This is a genomic window from Rhizobium sp. C104 (assembly GCF_022354505.1).
Lineage (GTDB): Bacteria > Pseudomonadota > Alphaproteobacteria > Rhizobiales > Rhizobiaceae > Rhizobium > Rhizobium redzepovicii.
Map to the genome: position 1 here is coordinate 265,221 of NZ_CP092353.1, position 18,039 is coordinate 283,259.

At 58.8% G+C, this 18,039-nt stretch carries 16 protein-coding genes and 3 pseudogenes; 18 read left to right on the forward strand and 1 reads right to left on the reverse strand.

Going from position 1 to position 18,039, the window contains the following annotated elements; all coding sequences use genetic code 11:
• Window positions 1-115 precede the first annotated feature (115 nt).
• The gene (locus tag MF410_RS33405; protein ID WP_096772073.1) at window positions 116-1,000 is read right to left on the reverse strand and encodes a MurR/RpiR family transcriptional regulator; all 885 of its coding nucleotides are present in this window, start codon (window positions 998-1,000) and stop codon (window positions 116-118) included.
• Between the two features lie 232 nt (window positions 1,001-1,232).
• On the opposite strand from MF410_RS33405, the gene MF410_RS33410 reads away from it, so the two are divergent.
• The 18 genes and pseudogenes from MF410_RS33410 (at window position 1,233) to MF410_RS33490 (ending at window position 18,028) form a co-directional block, all read left to right on the forward strand.
• The gene (locus tag MF410_RS33410; protein ID WP_096772060.1) at window positions 1,233-2,558 is read left to right on the forward strand and encodes an aspartate aminotransferase family protein; all 1,326 of its coding nucleotides are present in this window, start codon (window positions 1,233-1,235) and stop codon (window positions 2,556-2,558) included.
• Between the two features lie 12 nt (window positions 2,559-2,570).
• On the forward strand, window positions 2,571-3,107 hold the full coding sequence (locus MF410_RS33415; RefSeq protein ID WP_096772061.1) for a carboxymuconolactone decarboxylase family protein: 537 nt from the start codon (window positions 2,571-2,573) through the stop codon (window positions 3,105-3,107).
• A 355-nt stretch (window positions 3,108-3,462) separates the two neighbouring features.
• On the forward strand, window positions 3,463-3,786 hold the full coding sequence (locus MF410_RS33420) for a transporter substrate-binding domain-containing protein (protein WP_239621066.1): 324 nt from the start codon (window positions 3,463-3,465) through the stop codon (window positions 3,784-3,786).
• Window positions 3,767-4,585, forward strand: a pseudogene (locus MF410_RS33425) (N,N-dimethylformamidase beta subunit family domain-containing protein); the annotation flags it as partial. The gene MF410_RS33420 and the pseudogene MF410_RS33425, both read left to right, overlap by 20 nt.
• Window positions 4,586-4,700: 115 nt before the next feature.
• On the forward strand, window positions 4,701-5,180 hold the full coding sequence (locus MF410_RS33430; protein ID WP_239621067.1) for an aminopeptidase P family N-terminal domain-containing protein: 480 nt from the start codon (window positions 4,701-4,703) through the stop codon (window positions 5,178-5,180).
• On the forward strand, window positions 5,177-5,764 hold the full coding sequence (locus MF410_RS33435; protein ID WP_239621069.1) for a M24 family metallopeptidase: 588 nt from the start codon (window positions 5,177-5,179) through the stop codon (window positions 5,762-5,764). The genes MF410_RS33430 and MF410_RS33435 overlap by 4 nt, the downstream gene beginning before the upstream one ends.
• On the forward strand, window positions 5,713-5,877 hold the full coding sequence (locus MF410_RS36885) for a hypothetical protein (protein ID WP_345774746.1): 165 nt from the start codon (window positions 5,713-5,715) through the stop codon (window positions 5,875-5,877). Before MF410_RS33435 ends, MF410_RS36885 begins: the two co-directional genes overlap by 52 nt.
• Before the next feature lie 182 nt (window positions 5,878-6,059).
• Window positions 6,060-6,527, forward strand: a complete 468-nt coding sequence (locus MF410_RS33440) for an Lrp/AsnC family transcriptional regulator (protein WP_096772063.1) — start codon at window positions 6,060-6,062, stop codon at window positions 6,525-6,527.
• 152 nt (window positions 6,528-6,679) lie between these two features.
• Window positions 6,680-7,864, forward strand: coding sequence for a M20 family metallopeptidase (locus MF410_RS33445; RefSeq protein ID WP_096772064.1), 1,185 nt, complete (start codon window positions 6,680-6,682; stop codon window positions 7,862-7,864).
• A 29-nt stretch (window positions 7,865-7,893) separates the two neighbouring features.
• Window positions 7,894-8,847 (forward strand): annotated as a pseudogene (eutB, locus tag MF410_RS33450) (hydroxyectoine utilization dehydratase EutB); the annotation flags it as partial.
• A 27-nt stretch (window positions 8,848-8,874) separates the two neighbouring features.
• A complete protein-coding gene (eutC, locus tag MF410_RS33455) occupies window positions 8,875-9,864 on the forward strand; it encodes an ectoine utilization protein EutC (RefSeq protein WP_096772074.1) in 990 nt (329 codons plus the stop codon).
• Between the two features lie 187 nt (window positions 9,865-10,051).
• Window positions 10,052-10,768 carry a hypothetical protein gene (locus tag MF410_RS33460; RefSeq protein WP_239621071.1) on the forward strand — a complete coding sequence of 239 codons (717 nt, stop codon included), beginning with the start codon at window positions 10,052-10,054 and terminating at the stop codon, window positions 10,766-10,768.
• A 28-nt stretch (window positions 10,769-10,796) separates the two neighbouring features.
• Window positions 10,797-11,972 (forward strand): annotated as a pseudogene (locus MF410_RS33465) (Xaa-Pro peptidase family protein); the annotation flags it as partial.
• Between the two features lie 399 nt (window positions 11,973-12,371).
• The gene (locus MF410_RS33470) at window positions 12,372-13,775 is read left to right on the forward strand and encodes an aspartate aminotransferase family protein (protein WP_096772066.1); all 1,404 of its coding nucleotides are present in this window, start codon (window positions 12,372-12,374) and stop codon (window positions 13,773-13,775) included.
• A 136-nt stretch (window positions 13,776-13,911) separates the two neighbouring features.
• Window positions 13,912-15,321, forward strand: a complete 1,410-nt coding sequence (locus MF410_RS33475) for an aldehyde dehydrogenase family protein (protein ID WP_096772067.1) — start codon at window positions 13,912-13,914, stop codon at window positions 15,319-15,321.
• A gap of 106 nt (window positions 15,322-15,427) precedes the next feature.
• The gene (locus tag MF410_RS33480) at window positions 15,428-16,126 is read left to right on the forward strand and encodes a CoA transferase subunit A (RefSeq protein ID WP_096772068.1); all 699 of its coding nucleotides are present in this window, start codon (window positions 15,428-15,430) and stop codon (window positions 16,124-16,126) included.
• A gap of 16 nt (window positions 16,127-16,142) precedes the next feature.
• On the forward strand, window positions 16,143-16,772 hold the full coding sequence (locus MF410_RS33485; RefSeq protein ID WP_096772069.1) for a 3-oxoacid CoA-transferase subunit B: 630 nt from the start codon (window positions 16,143-16,145) through the stop codon (window positions 16,770-16,772).
• A gap of 74 nt (window positions 16,773-16,846) precedes the next feature.
• Complete coding sequence (locus tag MF410_RS33490) at window positions 16,847-18,028, forward strand: acetyl-CoA C-acetyltransferase (protein ID WP_096772070.1); 1,182 nt, start codon at window positions 16,847-16,849, stop codon at window positions 18,026-18,028.
• Window positions 18,029-18,039 lie beyond the last annotated feature (11 nt).

Below are 18,039 nucleotides of genomic sequence, written 5' to 3' on the forward strand. Positions count from 1 at the left end.
TTTCCCGACGATATCGCGTCTAAGCAGTGTGGATGCTTCTAACGAAAGGGCAGCCCCGGAGAATCTGTGGGGCTGGCTATTTGGGCAACGCACAACTGTGCTGGTATCCGCGCGCTCAGATCTTCCGCCGCGGAATGGAGGTGGCATAGGTATTCATCGCTGAAAGGTGGCGGTCGGCACGCTTCAGTTCTTCCAGAGCGGCTAAGCGATCATGGCTCGCAAGAAGGCCGCACAAGACCTCGGAAACGGCTAGCGCTGGCGTCAACGTATGAAAGAATGTTTGGCTCTCGGTCGGGAATAACACCACGTGCTCTGCGATCGTCACCAAAGGAGACACTTCGCTGTCGGTAATCGCCAAAATAGGCATCCCTTTTTCCCGGGCCGCCTCGGCCAATTCAAGGGTCTGAAGCGAATAGGGATTTATGGAAATAGCTAAAAGCACGTCGTCTTGGGTGGCGCGAATGAGCGGATCTCCGCTTGTGCCGGCCGGACCATCCAGATGAACTGTTTTCTCGCCAAGCAACGTCATAACGTAATGGAAATGCCAGGCGACAGAATGGCAGGAGCGCAACCCGAGCACATAGATGCGCCGAGCTTTGGCGAGGTGATCGGCCATCGTGTTGAGCCGCAGAATTGTATCGGAATCGCAGAGCCGATCGATCTGACCTGAGAGGCCCTGGAGCATGCGATACGCCAAGCCCTCGCCGTTGGCCGCTCCTTCGTCTCTTTGCAGTGCGCGGGCGGCAAAGCCGTCTGCGCTCACCCGGATGACGTCAGCGTGATGTCCTCTAAAGTCTTCATATCCTGAAAAGCCAAGAAACTTCGCCAGCCGAGTCATCGTCGACGGCTGCACACCAGCATTGCGCGCGAGCTCGCGCATAGAAACAAGCGCTACTTCTTGGGGATGCTCCAAGATGTGTCGAGCTGCTTGTTGCAACTGCTCAGACATCTCGTCGAACCGCTCAATAATTAGAGCGTGCAATGGACCCTTTTGCAACATTTGCCTCACATACGATGTCATAATTCACCCGGACCATCTCTCTCGGGAACAAAAAAGTCAAATAATTGAATGCCAATCCTTAACAAAAGCCGCTCCAGAAACATGGCTGGGGCGGTGAAAACAAATGCGTCAAAACCTATTGCATAAAACATTTGTTGCATATTTCGGCGAAACCTGCAAATCAATGGTTGGAAACGTTCGAAAGCCGGACGGATAAGCACCCGAGATCACCATGACCAAAATTCTCCATCGAACGATCGGTACAACTCTGCCTACCGCGGTAGCAGGGCAAGGCATCTACATCGTGGACAGCGACGGACGGAGCTACTTAGACGGATCGGGCGGCGCCGCGGTCAGTTGCCTGGGGCACAATCATCCAGAAGTTCTGGACGCGATGAAGGTGCAGATGGGCCGCATCAGCTACACCCATACGTCCTTCTTTACAACCGATGTCGCCGAGCGGCTTGCAGAGCAACTGATTGAACTCGCGCCGGATGGCCTTGATTATGTCTACCTGGTGTCCGGCGGTTCAGAAGCTGTCGAGGCGGCGCTCAAGATGGCGCGGCAGTATTTTGTCGAAATCGGGCAACCGCAGCGGCGCCACATCATCGCACGTCGGCAGAGCTATCACGGCAATACGATCGGAGCTCTGGCCACAGGCGGCAATGCTTGGCGTCGTGCCCAGTTCAAACCCATCCTGCCTGAAACACATCATGTTTCTCCCTGCTATGCCTACCGCGATCTTCAGGTGGGCGAAACGCCCGAGGCTTATGCCGAGCGTCTTGCATCGGAGTTGGAAGACAAGATCCTTCAACTTGGAGAGGACAAGGTCATTGCTTTCGTCGCCGAGCCGGTAGTCGGTGCGACGCTTGGCGCAGTGGGGCCGGTTGCCGACTATTTCAAACGGGTTCGGCAGGTGTGCGACAAGTATGGCATCTTGCTGATCCTCGATGAAGTCATGTGCGGAATGGGGCGCACCGGCACGATCTTCGCGTTGGAACAGGAGGGGATTGTCGCGGATCTTGTAACGATTGCAAAGGGCCTGGGCGGTGGCTTTCAGCCGGTCGGGGCGGTGTTGCTTTCCGAGAAGATCTACCGCGCGTTCGCAGACGGATCGGGTCTCTTCCAGCATGGCCATACCTACATCGGACATCCGATCGCAGCGGCGGCAGCCAGTAAGGTGGTTGAGATAATCAGCCGCCCCGAGATGGTGACAAACGTGATCAGGATGGGTGATCGCCTGCAGGCCGGCCTCGATGAGGCACTCGGGCAATCGCCGTATGTCGGCGACATCCGTGGCCGCGGTCTTTTCCGCGGCGTGGAGATCGTATCGGACAAAGACACCAAGCAACCTTTCGATCCAGCCCGCAAGATGTATTCCCGGATCAAGAAGGAAGCGATGCGCCGAGGCCTTATGTGTTACCCCATGGGCGGCACGATTGACGGGGTGCAGGGCGACCATGTGCTGCTGGCGCCACCCTATATTATTCAGCCCGAGCAGATTGACCTTATCGTCGAACGGCTTGGCGATGCAATCCGCGCCGCAGTGGCAGACTGAGGTTCTCGCGAAATGACGACACCGTCCTGCCCACCTATCTCTGACGAAAACTGGCCCGCAGATATCGCGGATATGAAAACTGGTTTTGCCGCCGCGCTCAATGTCTATCGCACCATGGCTCATCATCCCGCGCTCCTCCGAGCGTGGGCCCCCTTACGGCAGCATATCGTCAAGGACAGCGCTTTGGGGGCAGTTCGATCCGAGCTCGTGATTCTGCGCGCGGCACATCGGATGGGTTCTGCCTATGAGTGGGCCCATCATGTAAGCCGCGCTCGTGGTCTTGGCATTTCCGATGCCCGGATCCGGGGTATGGCTGGAACTCCGGATGGCGAAGATGGATTGATTGCCGGAGCTGTTGACGCGCTTTTTGACGGAGCGCGTCTGCCTTCGCATCTTGAGCGAGGGATTTCTGCTGCCATGGGGCAGCAAGCTGTCTTCGACATTATGGCCACGGTCGGCTTCTATTCGGTGCTGGGTTACATATTAATGACCTTCGATACACCGATTGACCAAGACGTTGCCGACGAGATGGCAAAGCATCCTCTTTAGGACGCTGGCAAAGCACGCATTCCGGCCAAGTTTTCAGGCGTGCGGGCGCAAGGGCATGAAGCCTTCGAACGCCCGGGCCATCGGCGCGATACGTTTGTATCATTGAATAGGTGTTAAAACAGTTGTTGCAATACGCGGGAGTTTCATGTACATGAACTAATTGAACGCAAGTCGCCCTAAAAATGCGGGTATCAGCGTTCCGAAGATGGATTTGGGTGCCAGTAGTCGTGCTCATGATCAAAAAGAACAGGGGAACATCGCATGAAAAAACACTCGCAAATATCGCAGCCATGTCCTTGGCTCTGGCCTCCGCCGCATTTTCTGCGTCCGCTATGCCGGCGAAGTCCTCGATCGCGTGCTTTCGAACAAGACGCTCACAGTCGCAGTTGGAACCGACTGGGGCCCGATCTCGCACCTGGACGAGAAGCACGAACTTATTGGATACGATGTGGACGTGGCGGGGAGCATTGCCAAATACCTTGGCACGGGAATTGCGTTCGTAACGCCGGGGTGGGACATCATTGCAGGCGGCAAATGGCAGGGGCGTTGGGACGTTGCCATGGGTCAGATGATACCGACCAAGGCGCGAGCGGAAGTATTCGATTTCCCGGCACTATATATTTGGGGGCCGAACGTCGCTGTGGTCCACAAGGACAGCAAAGATATTGTTGAACTATGAGTGTGTAGTCTTCGTCGGCCATGACGAATATTGGACTTGGGAGATGCGCGACGCCGTCGACGCCTATGTCGATCAAGGCGGTCGGGTGGCGCGTTTCGCGGGCAACTTTTGTTGGCAGACGAGGCTTGAAGACGAAGGGCGGCGGCAGGTTTGCTACAAAGCGCGGGCCCGTGCAGAGGACCCGGTCTACAAAACCGGCGACGCCAGTCGCACGGCGACCCTATGGGAGACGCCGGAGGTAGGCCGGCCCGAGGCCCACACGTTCGGCCTCAACTCCACCAAGGGCATTTATGCTGGATGGTTGGGCTGCGCTCCGCGCGGAGCCCGGGGCTTCCCTATCTATAGACCTGAGCATTGGGCTTTTGCCGACACTGGTCTTTTCTACGGTGACGTGCTCGGTGCCGAGAGCCACATCTTTGGCTACGAGGTGGACGGCCTGGACTATGAAATTCGCGATGGGCTGCCATACCCTACGGCAACAAGCAGGGCGCCGGAAGGAACGGAGATCCTCGCGATCGGAATGGCGGCACAGATGGAATGGAGCGCGGATTTGGCGCGTGAAGACCTGGCGCTCGACGACTCCGAGATGCGCCAGACCGCGGAATTGCTGTTCGGCGAGGCAACAAGAGAAAATATCGAAAAGCTCAAGCGTGGCAATGGAATGATCATCAATTTCAAGCGCAATAAGGGTGAGGTGTTTCATGCCGGAAGTTGCGAATGGGTTGCCGGATTGCTGAGAAACGATCCCATGGTCGAGCAGGTAACCCGCAACGTGCTCGACCGGTACCTGCGCCCGTAATAGGCTTAGCGCGGCGCATCTGAGTGACTTTCGAAAACTCCGCGCCTCGGCAGATTGTGCCGGAGCGCTCTGATCAAAGCTTCGCCATAGGCGAACGTCCTACACGGAGAACCACGTGATAAAGGAACTGCACTTCGAACTAGGCGAGTTCCAGACTCGTCTGGCGGCTGTCAAAAAGGAAATGGCGAAGCGAGGAATTGATATCCTCCTCCTCTCGGAACCGCCCAACCAGAACTACCTTACCGGCTACAATGCCTATTCCTTCTACACTCCTCAAATGGTGGTTGTGGCACAAGACCACGCGGAGCCGATCTGGATTGGCCGTTTCATGGACCGAGTTTCAGCCTCCATGACCACCTATCTGTCCGAGGACAACATCCGGGCCTATCCGGACACCTATGTTCAATCTGCTACGCTCTCGGCCTATACTTTCATGGCCGATATCGTGAAGGAGCTTGGAGGGGAAAAGGCGCGCATCGGCGTCGAGATGGGGGATATTACTATCCGGCACGCGGCCACGCCGATCTCACCCGCGCACTACCGAATGCCGAGTTCGTCGACGCCGACCTCCTTGTTGGATGGATCCGACTCGTGAAGAGCCCGGCCGAAGTGGCCATCATGCGTCAGGCCGGCCAACTTGCAGACGCCGCCATGACGCGCGTCATCGATATGGTGCAAGCCGGGGTTCGTGAGTGCGATATCGCGGCTGCGATCTATCACCAGCAGATTTCGGGCACGCCCGAATTCGGTGGCGACTATCCTTGCTGCCCTCCGGATCTCTGCATTGGCGAGCGCTCGATCGCGCCACATGCCGCCTGGACCGACGATCCCCTACCGGAGTCCACCGTTGTCAACCTGGAACTGAACGGATGCCGGCATCGCTACCAGGTCAACCTGGCGCGCACGATCGTCGTCGGCCAGCCTCTACCCGCTTTCCTGAACCTGTCGGAAATTGCTGTTGAAGCCTTGAACGCTGGGCTGGAAGCAGTTCGACCCGGGCGAACCTGCTCGGAGGTCGATGGCGACTTCCGGAAGGCCCTGGCACGCCACGGGATCGAGAAGAGTCTCGCATCGGTTATCCGACCGGCATCGGGTTCCCTCCGGCCTCGGGCGAACGCACGGCGAGCATTCGCAAGGGCGACGAAACCGTGCTCCAGCCCGGCATGGTGTTCCACATGATGCCCGGCCTGTGGCTCGACAATGTCGGAATCACGATCACACAAAGCTTTGCGGTCTCCGACACTGGTTATGAACCCCTGACGAAGACCCCGCGCACCCTCTTCGTCAAATAGAGACTGAATTCGGTGCATACTCGTCTGATTCCAACATGTCTCCTTCGCTCTCGAAATGGCGTGACCAGGTCGGATGACTATCTGTGCCGGAGACAGAAATGCGACAGAAGTTTGCGAGACCCAATAGGCCTCGCAGGCTTCCGCACGCGCGTCCCAAATTGCTTCTTCGGGGAGGCATAGCGGTGGTCGAACTCGATCGTGCGGACATCGCGCTTCTCCAGGCGGTCCAAAAGAACAATCGATTGACATCGGAGGAACTCGCGGGCGTCGTTCACCTCTCTCCAACGGCATGCCAGCGACGCTTGAGGCGGTTGCGCAACGAGGGTGTCATTGAAGGGGACGTTTCGATCGTCTCACCGAAAGCAGTCGGACGACATATCACCATGGTCGTCATGGTGTCCCTTGAACGAGAAAGAGCCGACATCGTCGATCGGTTCAAGGCGTCGATCCGAAATACCCGCGAGGTAATGATGGGCTTCTACGTGACAGGGGATGCCGACTTCATGCTCGTGGTTACCGCCAAAGACATGGAGGACTACGAACATTTCACGCGGCGGTTCTTCTATGAAAATGCGGATATCAAAGGCTTCAAAACGATGGTGGTGATGGATCGTCTCAAGGCAAGCTTCGCGATCCCTATCGAGGCGTAGCAATGGCAGCAGTATATTTTCTTTGCAGAGCCAGATCGCGCGCCACCGCCGCGTTTTGCAGGAACACTGCGTGACGTGCATTCAAATCGACGGGTTTTGCCGCTCAGCTGCTGCTAGCCTCGACACCAGACAACGCTGAAAAGACCGTGACGATGAACAATACCACGAACAACCTACTCTCCGAAGTCGAACGCAATGCAGTTGTCGAGATGCGACACGCAATGCATCGCGAGCCCGAACTTTCCAACAACGAATGGAAAACGCAAAAGCGGATCATCGAAACCCTCGCCGGCTTCGGATTGACCGAAGTGACGACCTTCCACAAGACCGGTGTCTATGTGGATATCCAGGGCTTGGCCCCAGGCGCAAATCGGTCAATCGCACTGCGTGGCGACATTGACGCCCTTCCCATACATGAAGCCCGCGAGGACCTGCCTTATAGGTCACAAGTGCCTGGCGTGATGCACGCATGCGGCCATGACATGCACGGCTCAATCGCCTTGGGAACGGCGCTTGCATTCCATCGCATGCGCGAAAATTTCTCAGGAAGGCTGCGGGTCTTCTTTCAGCCGGCCGAGGAAGCGGAGCCGCTCGGCGGCAGGACCGCTGTCGATGAAAAGTTGCTCGAAGGATTTGATGCCGCCGTCGGATTTCATGTCCGCACGGACATTCCTGTCGGCTCATACGGCGCTCGCGCGGGCGCTGTTACGAAATCTGCAGACCAGTTCTCGCTCGAATTCACCGGGACGATGGCACACGGCGCCAAACCGCATCTCGGCGTGGACGCAATTGCGATCGCGGGCGCCTTCATCAATGAAGTGCAGAAAGTCGTGTCGCGCGAAATGCCGGTAGACGATGGCGCAATCGTCACCATTGGAACGATCCGTGGTGGGGAAGCGACGAACATTATCTGTCCCTCGGTCACCATGACTGGAACGATCCGGACAAGCAGCCCCGAGAGAAGAAAGCTGTTGGTCCAGCGCGTTGGCGAAATCGCCGAAGGTGTCGCTGCCATGCACCGCGGACGGGCGGAGTTCAGCTCGCATGCCGGCGAACCTCCTGTGGTTAACGACAGCGCAATGGTTGCGCTGTTTAAGCACATCGTGGTGCATACTGACGGCGAGGACAGGTATGTCGAAGGCTCGGCGAGCTCGGGCAGCGACGACTTCGGCTTCTATGCCAGCTGCCTGCCATCGATTTATTTCTGGTTTGGCAGCAAGGAAGCCGGAAACGAGTCCGGCGTGCACACGCCGACCTTCGGCGTCTCGGACAACGCGCTAATCCCGACAACGGAACTGGCTATCCGCTACTGCTGGGAGCTGTTCCAAAACGCGTGATGACTGGTTTCGCGCCGAGGCTGACCCGAATGATCGATCTCAACGATATCGAAGATGCCCGAAAGCGCATCAAGGATCACATACTAACCACCCCGCTCACGCAATCGTCTACGTTATCGAGCTTTTCCAGAGTTCCGGTTTATCTCAAACTGGAGCACCGGCAGACCACCGGCAGTTTCAAGCTGCGCGGTGCCTTCAATGCGGTTCTCCAGCTTTCTCAAGAAGAGCGGCGACGGGGAGTTGTCGCCGCCTCGACCGGCAATCACGGGCGCGCACTTTCCTTCGCGGCGAACGCTTGCGGCGTGAATGCAACGATCTGCATGTCCAATCTGGTGCCTGAGAACAAGGTTTCCGAAATTCGGCAGCTTGGGCCTGGGGTTCGGATAGTCGGTCGATCGCAGGATGACGCTCAGGAAGAAGCCGAGAGATTAGCAGGCGAGGGACGATGCCTCATTCCTCCGTTTGATCACCCGGCAGTCATTGCCGGTCAAGGTACCCTCGGACTGGAAATCGTCGAGGCGCTGCCACACGTAGCTACTGTTCTTATTCCACTATCGGGCGGAGGGTTGGCTTCGGGCGTGGCGGCAGCAGTGAAGAGCCTTCGGCCGGCTGCGCGAATCATCGGCCTCACGATGGATCGCGGCGCCGCGATTAAAGCCAGCCTTGATGCGGGGCGCCCTGTCCAGGTCGAAGAATTCGAAAGTCTCGCTGATTCACTCGGCGGCGGAATCGGGCTCGCCAACAAATGGACATTTGCCATGTGCCGGGACCTGTTGGACGACGTCATATTGTTGAGCGAATCCGAAATCGCCGCCGGCATTCGACATGCGTACGCGCAGGTGCGCGAAGTCGTGGAGGGTGCGGGAGCGATCGGCATTGCGGCTTTGCTAGCAAACAAGATCAACGATCTGCGGGGACCGGTTGTGATCGTACTGTCGGGCGGCAATATCGATATGAAATTGCATCAACGTATCGTCAGCAATGACGAGGAATGGCTGAGGATGGGCTTCATGAGGTCGACGACGATCTTAACGGAACACCAGCTGAGAAAGCTGGTGTCATTGGATCTGGAGGCCGTCCGTTGCGTCGAAGAGGCGTTTCGCACGCTAGCGACGAAAAGCGTGGTGATGCCACCAATTTTTCGTCTGGATATTGTCGAGCATCGCGGCGAAGTCGACGTCAAAACCGCCTATGTCCCCGGCCTAGATGGCTTCGCCATAAAAATCAGCCCCGGCTTTTTCTGCAATCCGGAACTTGGTCTGCCCAGCACGAATGGCCTGATAATCCTACTGTCCAGCAAGACGGGCTTGGTTCAGGCATGGTTGCTCGATAACGGCTATCTCACCGATGTCCGCACGGCCGCCGCGGGCGCGGTAGCTGCAATGCGCCTCGCCCGCAAAGACTCGTCGGTGGCTGCTGTGTTTGGTGCTGGGATGCAGGCGCGTCTACAGCTGCAGGCGCTCATGTTGGTTCGGCCAATTCGCGAAGCCCGCATTTGGGCGCGCGGCAGCTCCAGGGCCGGAAAGACGGCGCGAGAACTGTCCGCCCAATTGGGTATCAGCGTCACCGCTTGCAAAAGCGGGAAAGAGGCTGTCGCCGGTGCGCAAGTCATCATTACCACAACACCGGCCGATCATCCGAACCTTGAGGCGCAATGGCTCGATCCGGGGCAACACATCACGACCATGGGTTCGGATGCCGAACACAAGAATGAGGTCGAGCCGCAGGCAATTGCCCGCGCCGATCTCTATGTCGCGGACAGCCTCTGTCAAACGCGTCGGCTCGGCGAGCTGCATCACGCTATCGCGGCCGGCGCAGTCGCTGAAGACCAATCTTTTGCCGAGCTCGGCCAGGTTGTTGTTGGTGCGATCGCCGGTCGCACCAGCAATAGCCAGATCACCATTGCCGATCTGACCGGGACGGGAATTCAAAACACCGCCATTGCCAATTTCGCCTTTGCCAGGGCGCTTGCTGCGAAAGCCGGAACCACAATCGATTGATCAACCGGAGGTTCTGGATGCGCAGTATGGCGCTAGAACTGAAAGAAAATTCGGCATGGCTTGGGAGGTGCGCTGGTTTCAGAAAGCAGGATGAGGGGCTCGTCGTTCCCCTCATTTCTCGAGGCCAGTTGCTAATCGAATTTTTCTCAAAGCGGTAACAGCCGTTTTAACCATGGAGCTTCATTTTATGTCTTCGCAAACCAACCTTACTCTCGGAATTCTTGAGCTCGATGAAGGCCTGACGGCAGACAGCCCGACTTTCGCTCCGCGGGAAGGATCGCTCTTCCACCCGGCGACTTTCAACCGACCCGTGATCACAGAAATGGTTGAGGGCGCTCTGGCGGAAGTGATCATTCCTGGCGATGCATCGCTCGAGAGTGCCTGTATAGCCGCCGCCGAGCGGCTGATCGCCCGCGGTGCTGGCGTGATTACCGCAGACTGCGGTTTTTTTATCCGTCACCAGCAAGCGATCTCAGCGGCGGTCAATGTGCCGGTTGTGACTTCCAGCCTGCTCCTCATTCCGGCTCTGCTGCGGCAACTCGCACCTCAAAAGAAACTTGCTGTTTTGACCGCCAACTCTCGACATTGCAGTGAAGACCTACTGGGCATCGAAAATCCCGCGGATCGCAAAAGCGTGGTCGTCGGAGGAATCGAAGGTGGCGTTTACGTGCGCAATGCTTTGGCTCGCCCGTTCGTCCGTACCGACGTTGACCAGATTCAACGGGAAGTTGGTGACCGCATCGCGCAACTTCGCGCGGACCATCCCGATATCGCAATGATACTCTTCGAGTGCACAGGCTTTCCCACCGTCGCAAATGCCCTGCGATCAAAGACCGGGCTGCCCATCTACGACATCACGGACCTCTGCAGGCTGACTATCGCCGCAGCAACCTGCCGCGCTTGAATTTTCGACTTCAATTGGAGGATCTGACGTGAACGGCGAAACGCTACGGTTCGATTTGTCTGAATACAAAACTCGCCTCGAAAAGGCGCGCGGGGCAATGGAGCAGACGGGCATCGACTTATTGGTCGTAACCGATCCTGCAAACATGGGCTGGCTGACGGGCTACGATGGCTGCTCCTATTGTGTGCCTCAATGCGTCGTGGTGTCCAAGGACAAGGATCCGCTCTGGTTCGGCCGGCGCATGGACGCCAACGGTTGCCGCAGGACGGCCTATATCGGCGAAGACCGCATCAAATGGTACGGTGACGAATATGTCCAGTCCGATACCTTGCACGCAATGTCGGCCCCGGGGCAGATCATTGCAAACGAGGGTCATGGCTCGGCAACGATCGGTGTCGAAAAGGACAGCGCCTGCCTGTCGGCCCGATCTTTTGAAGCGCTGTCCGCGTCGCTCCCGAATGCAAGATTCAAAAATGCCGACAGACTGATCAACTCGCAGCGCTTGGTAAAGTCCCCACGAGAAATCGAGTACATGCGCGGATGGTAAGATCGTCGAAGCCATGCATCAGCGTGTCGGCGAATTGCTGCGACTGGGAATAAAGCAATCCGACGTGATTGCCGAACTCACTTATATCGGCACCCGCGGCGTCGATGCCTACTGGGGAGATTATCCGGCCTGCGTCCCGAATCTTGGCGCCGGGGCAGACGCGTCCGCCCCGCATCTGACCTGGACGGACCGGCCTATACGGGCCGACGAGAGCGTTTTCTTCGAGCTTGCCGGCGTACACAAGCGCTATCACTGCCCCTTGTCGCGCACCTATTATCTCGGACGACCTACCCAGCAGATACTGGACGCGGAAAAGGCTGTTCTCGATGGCATGCAGGCGGGGCTCGAAAGGCCGTGGCCGGTAACCTCTGCGAGGATATCGCCAGAGCCTATTCCGGAACGTTGGCGCGATACGGCTTTGAGAAGACGAGTCGCTCAGGTTACCCGATCGGGATGGGCTATCCGACTGCGTGGGGCGAGAGCTCGGCGAGCTTCCGGGAGGGTGACAAGACGGAACTGAAGCCGGGAATGACGTTCCATTTCATGTCTGGTCTTTGGTATGGGGATTGGGGCATCGAAATCACCGAAAGCATCCTGATCACCGATCGACAAGCCGAATTCCTGTCCAACGTTCCGCGGAAATTGCTGGTCATCGACACCACGAACTGCGAAATCTCGTGTCTCGTAAGAGGATGTGTTGTCGGAGATAGCAATCCGATTCACCTAATGCAGGCGGGGTTCGGTGGTCCGATCCCCGCTTTGTCTTTTCACTCCTGTCTCGACAACCACGGTTGCTTCACAAGCCCACCGGCACGATTCAAATCGGCAAAGCCCGCACGAATAGCGAACTACTGCATTAAGCGGAAAAGTTTGCAGGAACCCTGCGCCACCCCAGAGCGAAATGGTGCGGTTTAGCTCGCACTTGAAGGCACTATCATCGGAGCGGGTCGGCCAAGCGAAGCTGTCCTAAACTTGAGGTTGTGTGCTCCTGCTCGATCTGGCCCTGTTCACAGATACAAAATTCGCAGCCGAGATGCGGCGGTGGAAGGAATTAAAATGACTGTCAACATCAAAAACATAGCTGAGAAGGATCGCAACTCGGTCCTGCATCCTTTCACGCAGTTGAAGGATTTTGCCAGCGGAAAGCTTGGCGAGCCGACGATCGTCGAGACGGGTAAGGGAATCCGCGTCCAGGATGCCCATGGCAACCAGCTGATCGATGGTTTTGCCGGCCTCTACTGCGTCAATGTCGGTTACGGTCGCACCGAGGTCGCCGAGGCAATCTCGCGTCAGGCTTACCGCCTGGCCTATTACCATTCCTACGCTGCACACACGACCGAAGAGCTTGCGATCCTTTCCGATCGCCTCGTGAAGATGGCGCCCGGCAAAATGAGCAAGGTGTTCTACGGCATGTCGGGCTCGGACGCCAACGAGACCCAGGCAAAGCTCGTCTGGTACTACAACAACCTGCGCGGCAAACCGACGAAGAAGAAAATTATATCGCGTGAACGCGGCTATCACGGCTGCAGCGTCGTCTCCGGCTCTATGACCGGCATGAGTTTCTATCACGACCACATGGATCTGCCGCTGCCGCAGATCGACCATACCGGTGTTCCGCACCACTACTGGGGTGCCAACCCCGGCGAAACCGAACACGAATTCTCAGCCCGCCGTGCTGCCGAGCTCGACGAGATGATCGAGACGCTCGGGCCGGACAATGTCGGCGCCTTCATCGCCGAGCCGGTGCTTGGCACCGGTGGTATCACGCCGCCGCCGGAAGGCTATTGGGAAGCGATCCAGGCGGTGCTCAAGAAGCACGACGTGCTTTTGATCGCCGACGAAGTCGTCACCGGCTTCGGCCGCACCGGCTCGATGTTCGGCTCGCAGCATTACTGCATCGAACCCGACCTGATCACCGTCGCCAAGGGCCTCACTTCGGCCTATTTCCCGCTTTCGGCGTCGATCGTCGGTGAGAAGGTCTATAAGGTCATGGAAGAGGGAGCTGACAAGGTCGGCGCCTTCTCGCACGGCTACACCTATTCCGGCCACCCGATCGGTGCGGCAGCTGCCAACGCGGTCCTTGACATCGTCGAGAAGGAAGACCTGCCGGGCAACGCCCGCGAGGTTGGCGCCTATTTCCAGGCACAGCTCAAGGAGAAGTTCGCACAGCTGCCGATCGTCGGCGAAGTGCGTGGCGTTGGTCTGATGGGTGCCATCGAGTTTGTCGGCGATCGTGAGAACAAGAAGCGCTTCGATCCGTCCCTGAAGGTCGGTGCCCGCGTCTCCAAGGCTGCCCGCGATCGTGGCCTCATCGCCCGCGCCATGCCGCATGGCGACATCCTCGGCTTTGCACCGCCGCTCGTCACCACCAAGGCGGAGATCGACGAGATCGTCTCGATCGCCGAGAAGGCGGTGCGCTCGGTCATGGACGACCTCGTCCGCGACGGTCAGAAGATCTGACGGTAGGCGTAGGCAGGTTCCGACCGCAACCCATCGCATTCATGGAATTGAGAATGGGGCAGGGATCTCTCCTTGCCCGGACCGAGAAACTTACCCGTCGCAAAGCAATGCGCACCAGTAAAGAGGAAGCCGGCCTATGACCGCCGCCGAACTTCATATCAGCACCAGCTTGGCGCCGATCACCGTCCATAGCCCCTATGACGGGTCTGTGCTGGGGACGGTTGAGGCCACGGATGCAAGCGAAATCGGTGAACTCCTCGCCCGCGCCCGTCGCGGCTCTGAGCTTTCCAGCAAGCTGCCAAGACACAAGCGTGCGAGCATCCTCAAAGGCGCTGCGCAGATTATCGAGAGCCGTCGTGACGCTTTCGCTGAGACCATCGTGCGCGAAGCCGGCAAGACGATCATCCAGGCGCGCAAGGAAGTGCTTCGTTGCGTCAATACGCTGAAGCTGTCTGCCGAAGAGGCAAAACGCAATGCCGGCGAGATCGTGCCTTTCGATGCCTATGTGGGGTCGGAACAGCGCCAGGGCTGGTTTACGCGAGAGCCGCTCGGCATCATCACCGCGATCACCCCCTATAACGACCCTCTGAACCTAGTCGCGCACAAGCTTGGTCCTGCGATTGCCGGTGGTAACGCGGTACTGCTGAAACCCTCGAACCTGACGCCGTTTTCCTCTATCAACCTTGTTGACGCCTTGGTCGAAGCAGGCTTGCCGCGCGAGATCATCACCCTCGTTCACGGCGACAGGGAGATCGTGACGGCCCTTGTCTCTGCACGGGACGTCCGCATGGTCTCCTTTACCGGTGGGTTTGCTACGGGAGAAGCCATCAGTCGCAAGGCGGGACTGAAGAAACTTGCAATGGAACTGGGCGGCAATGCGCCGGTCATCGTTATGAATGACTGCGACTTCGACAAGGCGGTTGAAGGCTGCGTTTCGGGCGCCTTCTGGGCAGCCGGGCAGAACTGCATCGGCGCCCAGCGTGTTCTTGTCCAGGCTGAACTCTATGGGCGCTTTCGCGACGCCTTTGTCGCCGCGACCAACAAGCTCAAGGCCGGGGATCCGCTGAAGGAAGACACGGATGTTGGCCCGATGGTCTCGAAGGAAGTCGCCGAACGCACCGAAGCAGCTGTCAATGACGCCATCGCCGCAGGCGCGAAGCTGCTCTGCGGTCACAAACGCGAGGGGTCGCTCTATCACCCAACCGTGCTGGAAGGCACGCCGGTCAGCTGCCGCCTGTGGCACGAGGAAGTGTTCGCGCCTGTGGTCATGCTTGCCCCTTTTCAGACGCTCGATGAAGCGATCGAACTCGCGAATGAACCGGAATACAGTCTGCACGCCGGCATCTTCACCAGCAACCTCAATGTCGCACTGGACGCCGCAGGCAGGATCGAGGCTGGCGGTGTGATGATTAACGACTCCTCGGACTACCGCTTCGATGCCATGCCGTTCGGCGGTTCCAAATATGGCTCCATGGGGCGAGAGGGCGTGCGCTTTGCCTATGAAGAAATGACCCAGCCGAAGGTCGTTTGCATCAATCGCGGGTGAACGAGATCGCCCGCAGCGGTTGGGAAACTGCTGCGGGTGTTCGGGAACCAAGGAATGAATTCAGGCGGCGCCTCGGCGCCGCAACAGACGAACCTAACGGGGGAGTATGAACAAGATTTTCGACAATCCGACGTCGGCGCTTGAGGGCTTGCTGTTCGACCGCATGTTGATTGCCGCGGGCGGCTTCGGCCTTTGTGGCATTCCGAAACTGCTGATCGACGCGATTCGCGAGGCCGGCACCAAGGACCTGACGATCGCGTCCAACAATTGCGGGGTCGACGACTTCGGTCTCGGCGTGCTGCTGAAGACAAAGCAGATCAAGAAGATGATCTCGTCCTATGTCGGCGAGAACGCCGAGTTCATGCGGCAGTATCTCAGCGGCGAACTTGAGCTCGAGTTCAATCCGCAGGGCACGCTTGCCGAACGGATGCGGGCCGGCGGCGCAGGTATTGCCGGCTTCTATACCAAGACCGGCGTCGGCACGGTGGTAGCAAAGGGAAAAGAACTCAAGGTCTTTGACGGAGAGGTCTTCGTTCTCGAGACCGGCATCGTCGCCGATCTGTCGATCGTCAAGGCTTGGAAGGCCGACACGACGGGCAATCTCGTCTTCCGCAAGACGGCCCGCAACTTCAACCCGCCGGCGGCCACCTGCGGCAAGATCTGCGTCGCCGAAGTCGAGGAGATCGTGCCGGTCGGCAGCCTTGATCCCGATCACATCCACGTGCCGGGGATCTATGTGCATCGCCTGATCCAGGGTCAGCACGAGAAACGCATCGAACAGCGCACGACGCGTGCGGCGGCTTGAAGGGCAGGGAAGAGACATGGCCTGGGACAGAAACCAGATGGCGGCGCGCGCTGCCCGCGAACTCGAAGACGGGACTTACGTCAACCTCGGCATCGGCATTCCGACGCTGGTCGCCAATTACATCCCCGAAGGTGTCCATGTGACGTTGCAGTCGGAGAACGGCTTGCTCGGCATCGGACCTTTTCCGACAGAGGGTGAGATCGATGCCGATCTCATCAACGCCGGCAAGCAGACGGTTACGGCCTTGCCGCATTCCGCGTTCTTCGATTCAGCGCAGAGCTTCGCGATGATCCGCGGCGGCAAGATCGCCATGGCGATCCTCGGCGCCATGGAGGTGTCAGAGAACGGTGACCTCGCCAACTGGATGATCCCGGGCAAGCTCGTCAAGGGCATGGGCGGGGCAATGGATCTCGTTGCTGGGGTCAAGCGGGTGGTGGTCGTCATGGACCACACCAACAAGGCCGGCGAATCAAAGGTGCTGAAGGCCTGCACCCTGCCGCTGACCGGACAAAGCGTCGTCGATCGGATCATCACCAATCTTGGTGTGCTCGACGTCGTTGATGGCGGACTGAAGCTGGTCGAGCTTGCCGAGGGCGTCACCGACGGCGAGATCCGCAGCGCCACCGAGGCGACCATCGTCAACTAGGCCGACCGGCGGCTTATTGCCGAGATGCTGGAGCCGTCTTTGCCGGCTTCGCGAGGACCATAGAGGAGACCAGCATGAGCACCCCATCGATCGTCATCGCCAGCGCCGGCCGTACCGCGGTCGGATCCTTCAACGGCGCGTTCGCCAATACGCCGGCGCACGAACTGGGTGCTGCCGTCATCAAGGGCGTGCTTGAGCGCGCAGGCGTCGAGGCGAGCGAGATCGACGAGGTGATCCTCGGCCAGGTGCTGCAGGCAGGCGAGGGCCAGAACCCGGCGCGTCAGGCGGCGATGAAGGCGGGTGTCCCTCAGGAAAAGACCGCCTGGGGCATGAACCAGCTCTGTGGCTCGGGCCTTCGCGCCGTGGCTCTCGGCATGCAGCAGATTGCAACCGGTGATGCGGATATCATTGTTGCCGGCGGCATGGAGTCGATGTCGATGGCGCCGCATTGCTCGCATCTTCGCGGCGGCGTGAAGATGGGCGACTTCAAGATGATCGACACCATGATCAAGGACGGCCTGACCGACGCCTTCTACGGTTACCACATGGGCATCACCGCCGAGAACGTCGCCCGGCAGTGGCAGCTCAGTCGCGAGGAACAGGACGAGTTCTCGCTGGCATCCCAGAACAAGGCCGAGGCGGCACAGAAAGCAGGGCGTTTTGCCGACGAGATCATTCCGTTCATCGTCAAGACCCGCAAGGGCGATGTCACAGTCGACCAGGACGAATATATCCGCCATGGCGCAACGCTTGACCAGATGACCAAGCTCCGCCCGGCCTTCGACAAGGAGGGCACCGTCACCGCCGGTAACGCCTCGGGTCTCAACGACGGCGCGGCCGCGACCCTGCTGATGACCGAAGCACAGGCATCCACGCGTGGCATCCAGCCGTTGGCCCGTATCGTGTCCTGGGCAACAGCCGGCGTCGATCCGCAGGTCATGGGCACCGGCCCGATCCCGGCATCGCGCAAGGCGCTGGCGAAAGTCGGCTGGGCAATCGCCGATGTCGAACTGGTCGAGGCCAACGAGGCCTTCGCGGCGCAGGCTTGCGCGGTCAACAAGGACCTCGGCTGGGATCCGTCGATCGTCAACGTCAACGGCGGCGCGATCGCCATCGGTCATCCGATCGGGGCTTCCGGTGCCCGCGTCCTCAACACGCTGCTCTTCGAAATGAAGCGCCGCGGCGCCAGGAAGGGCCTGGCGACGCTTTGCATCGGCGGCGGCATGGGTGTCGCTATGTGTGTGGAAGCGATGTGAGGGGAGAGCAG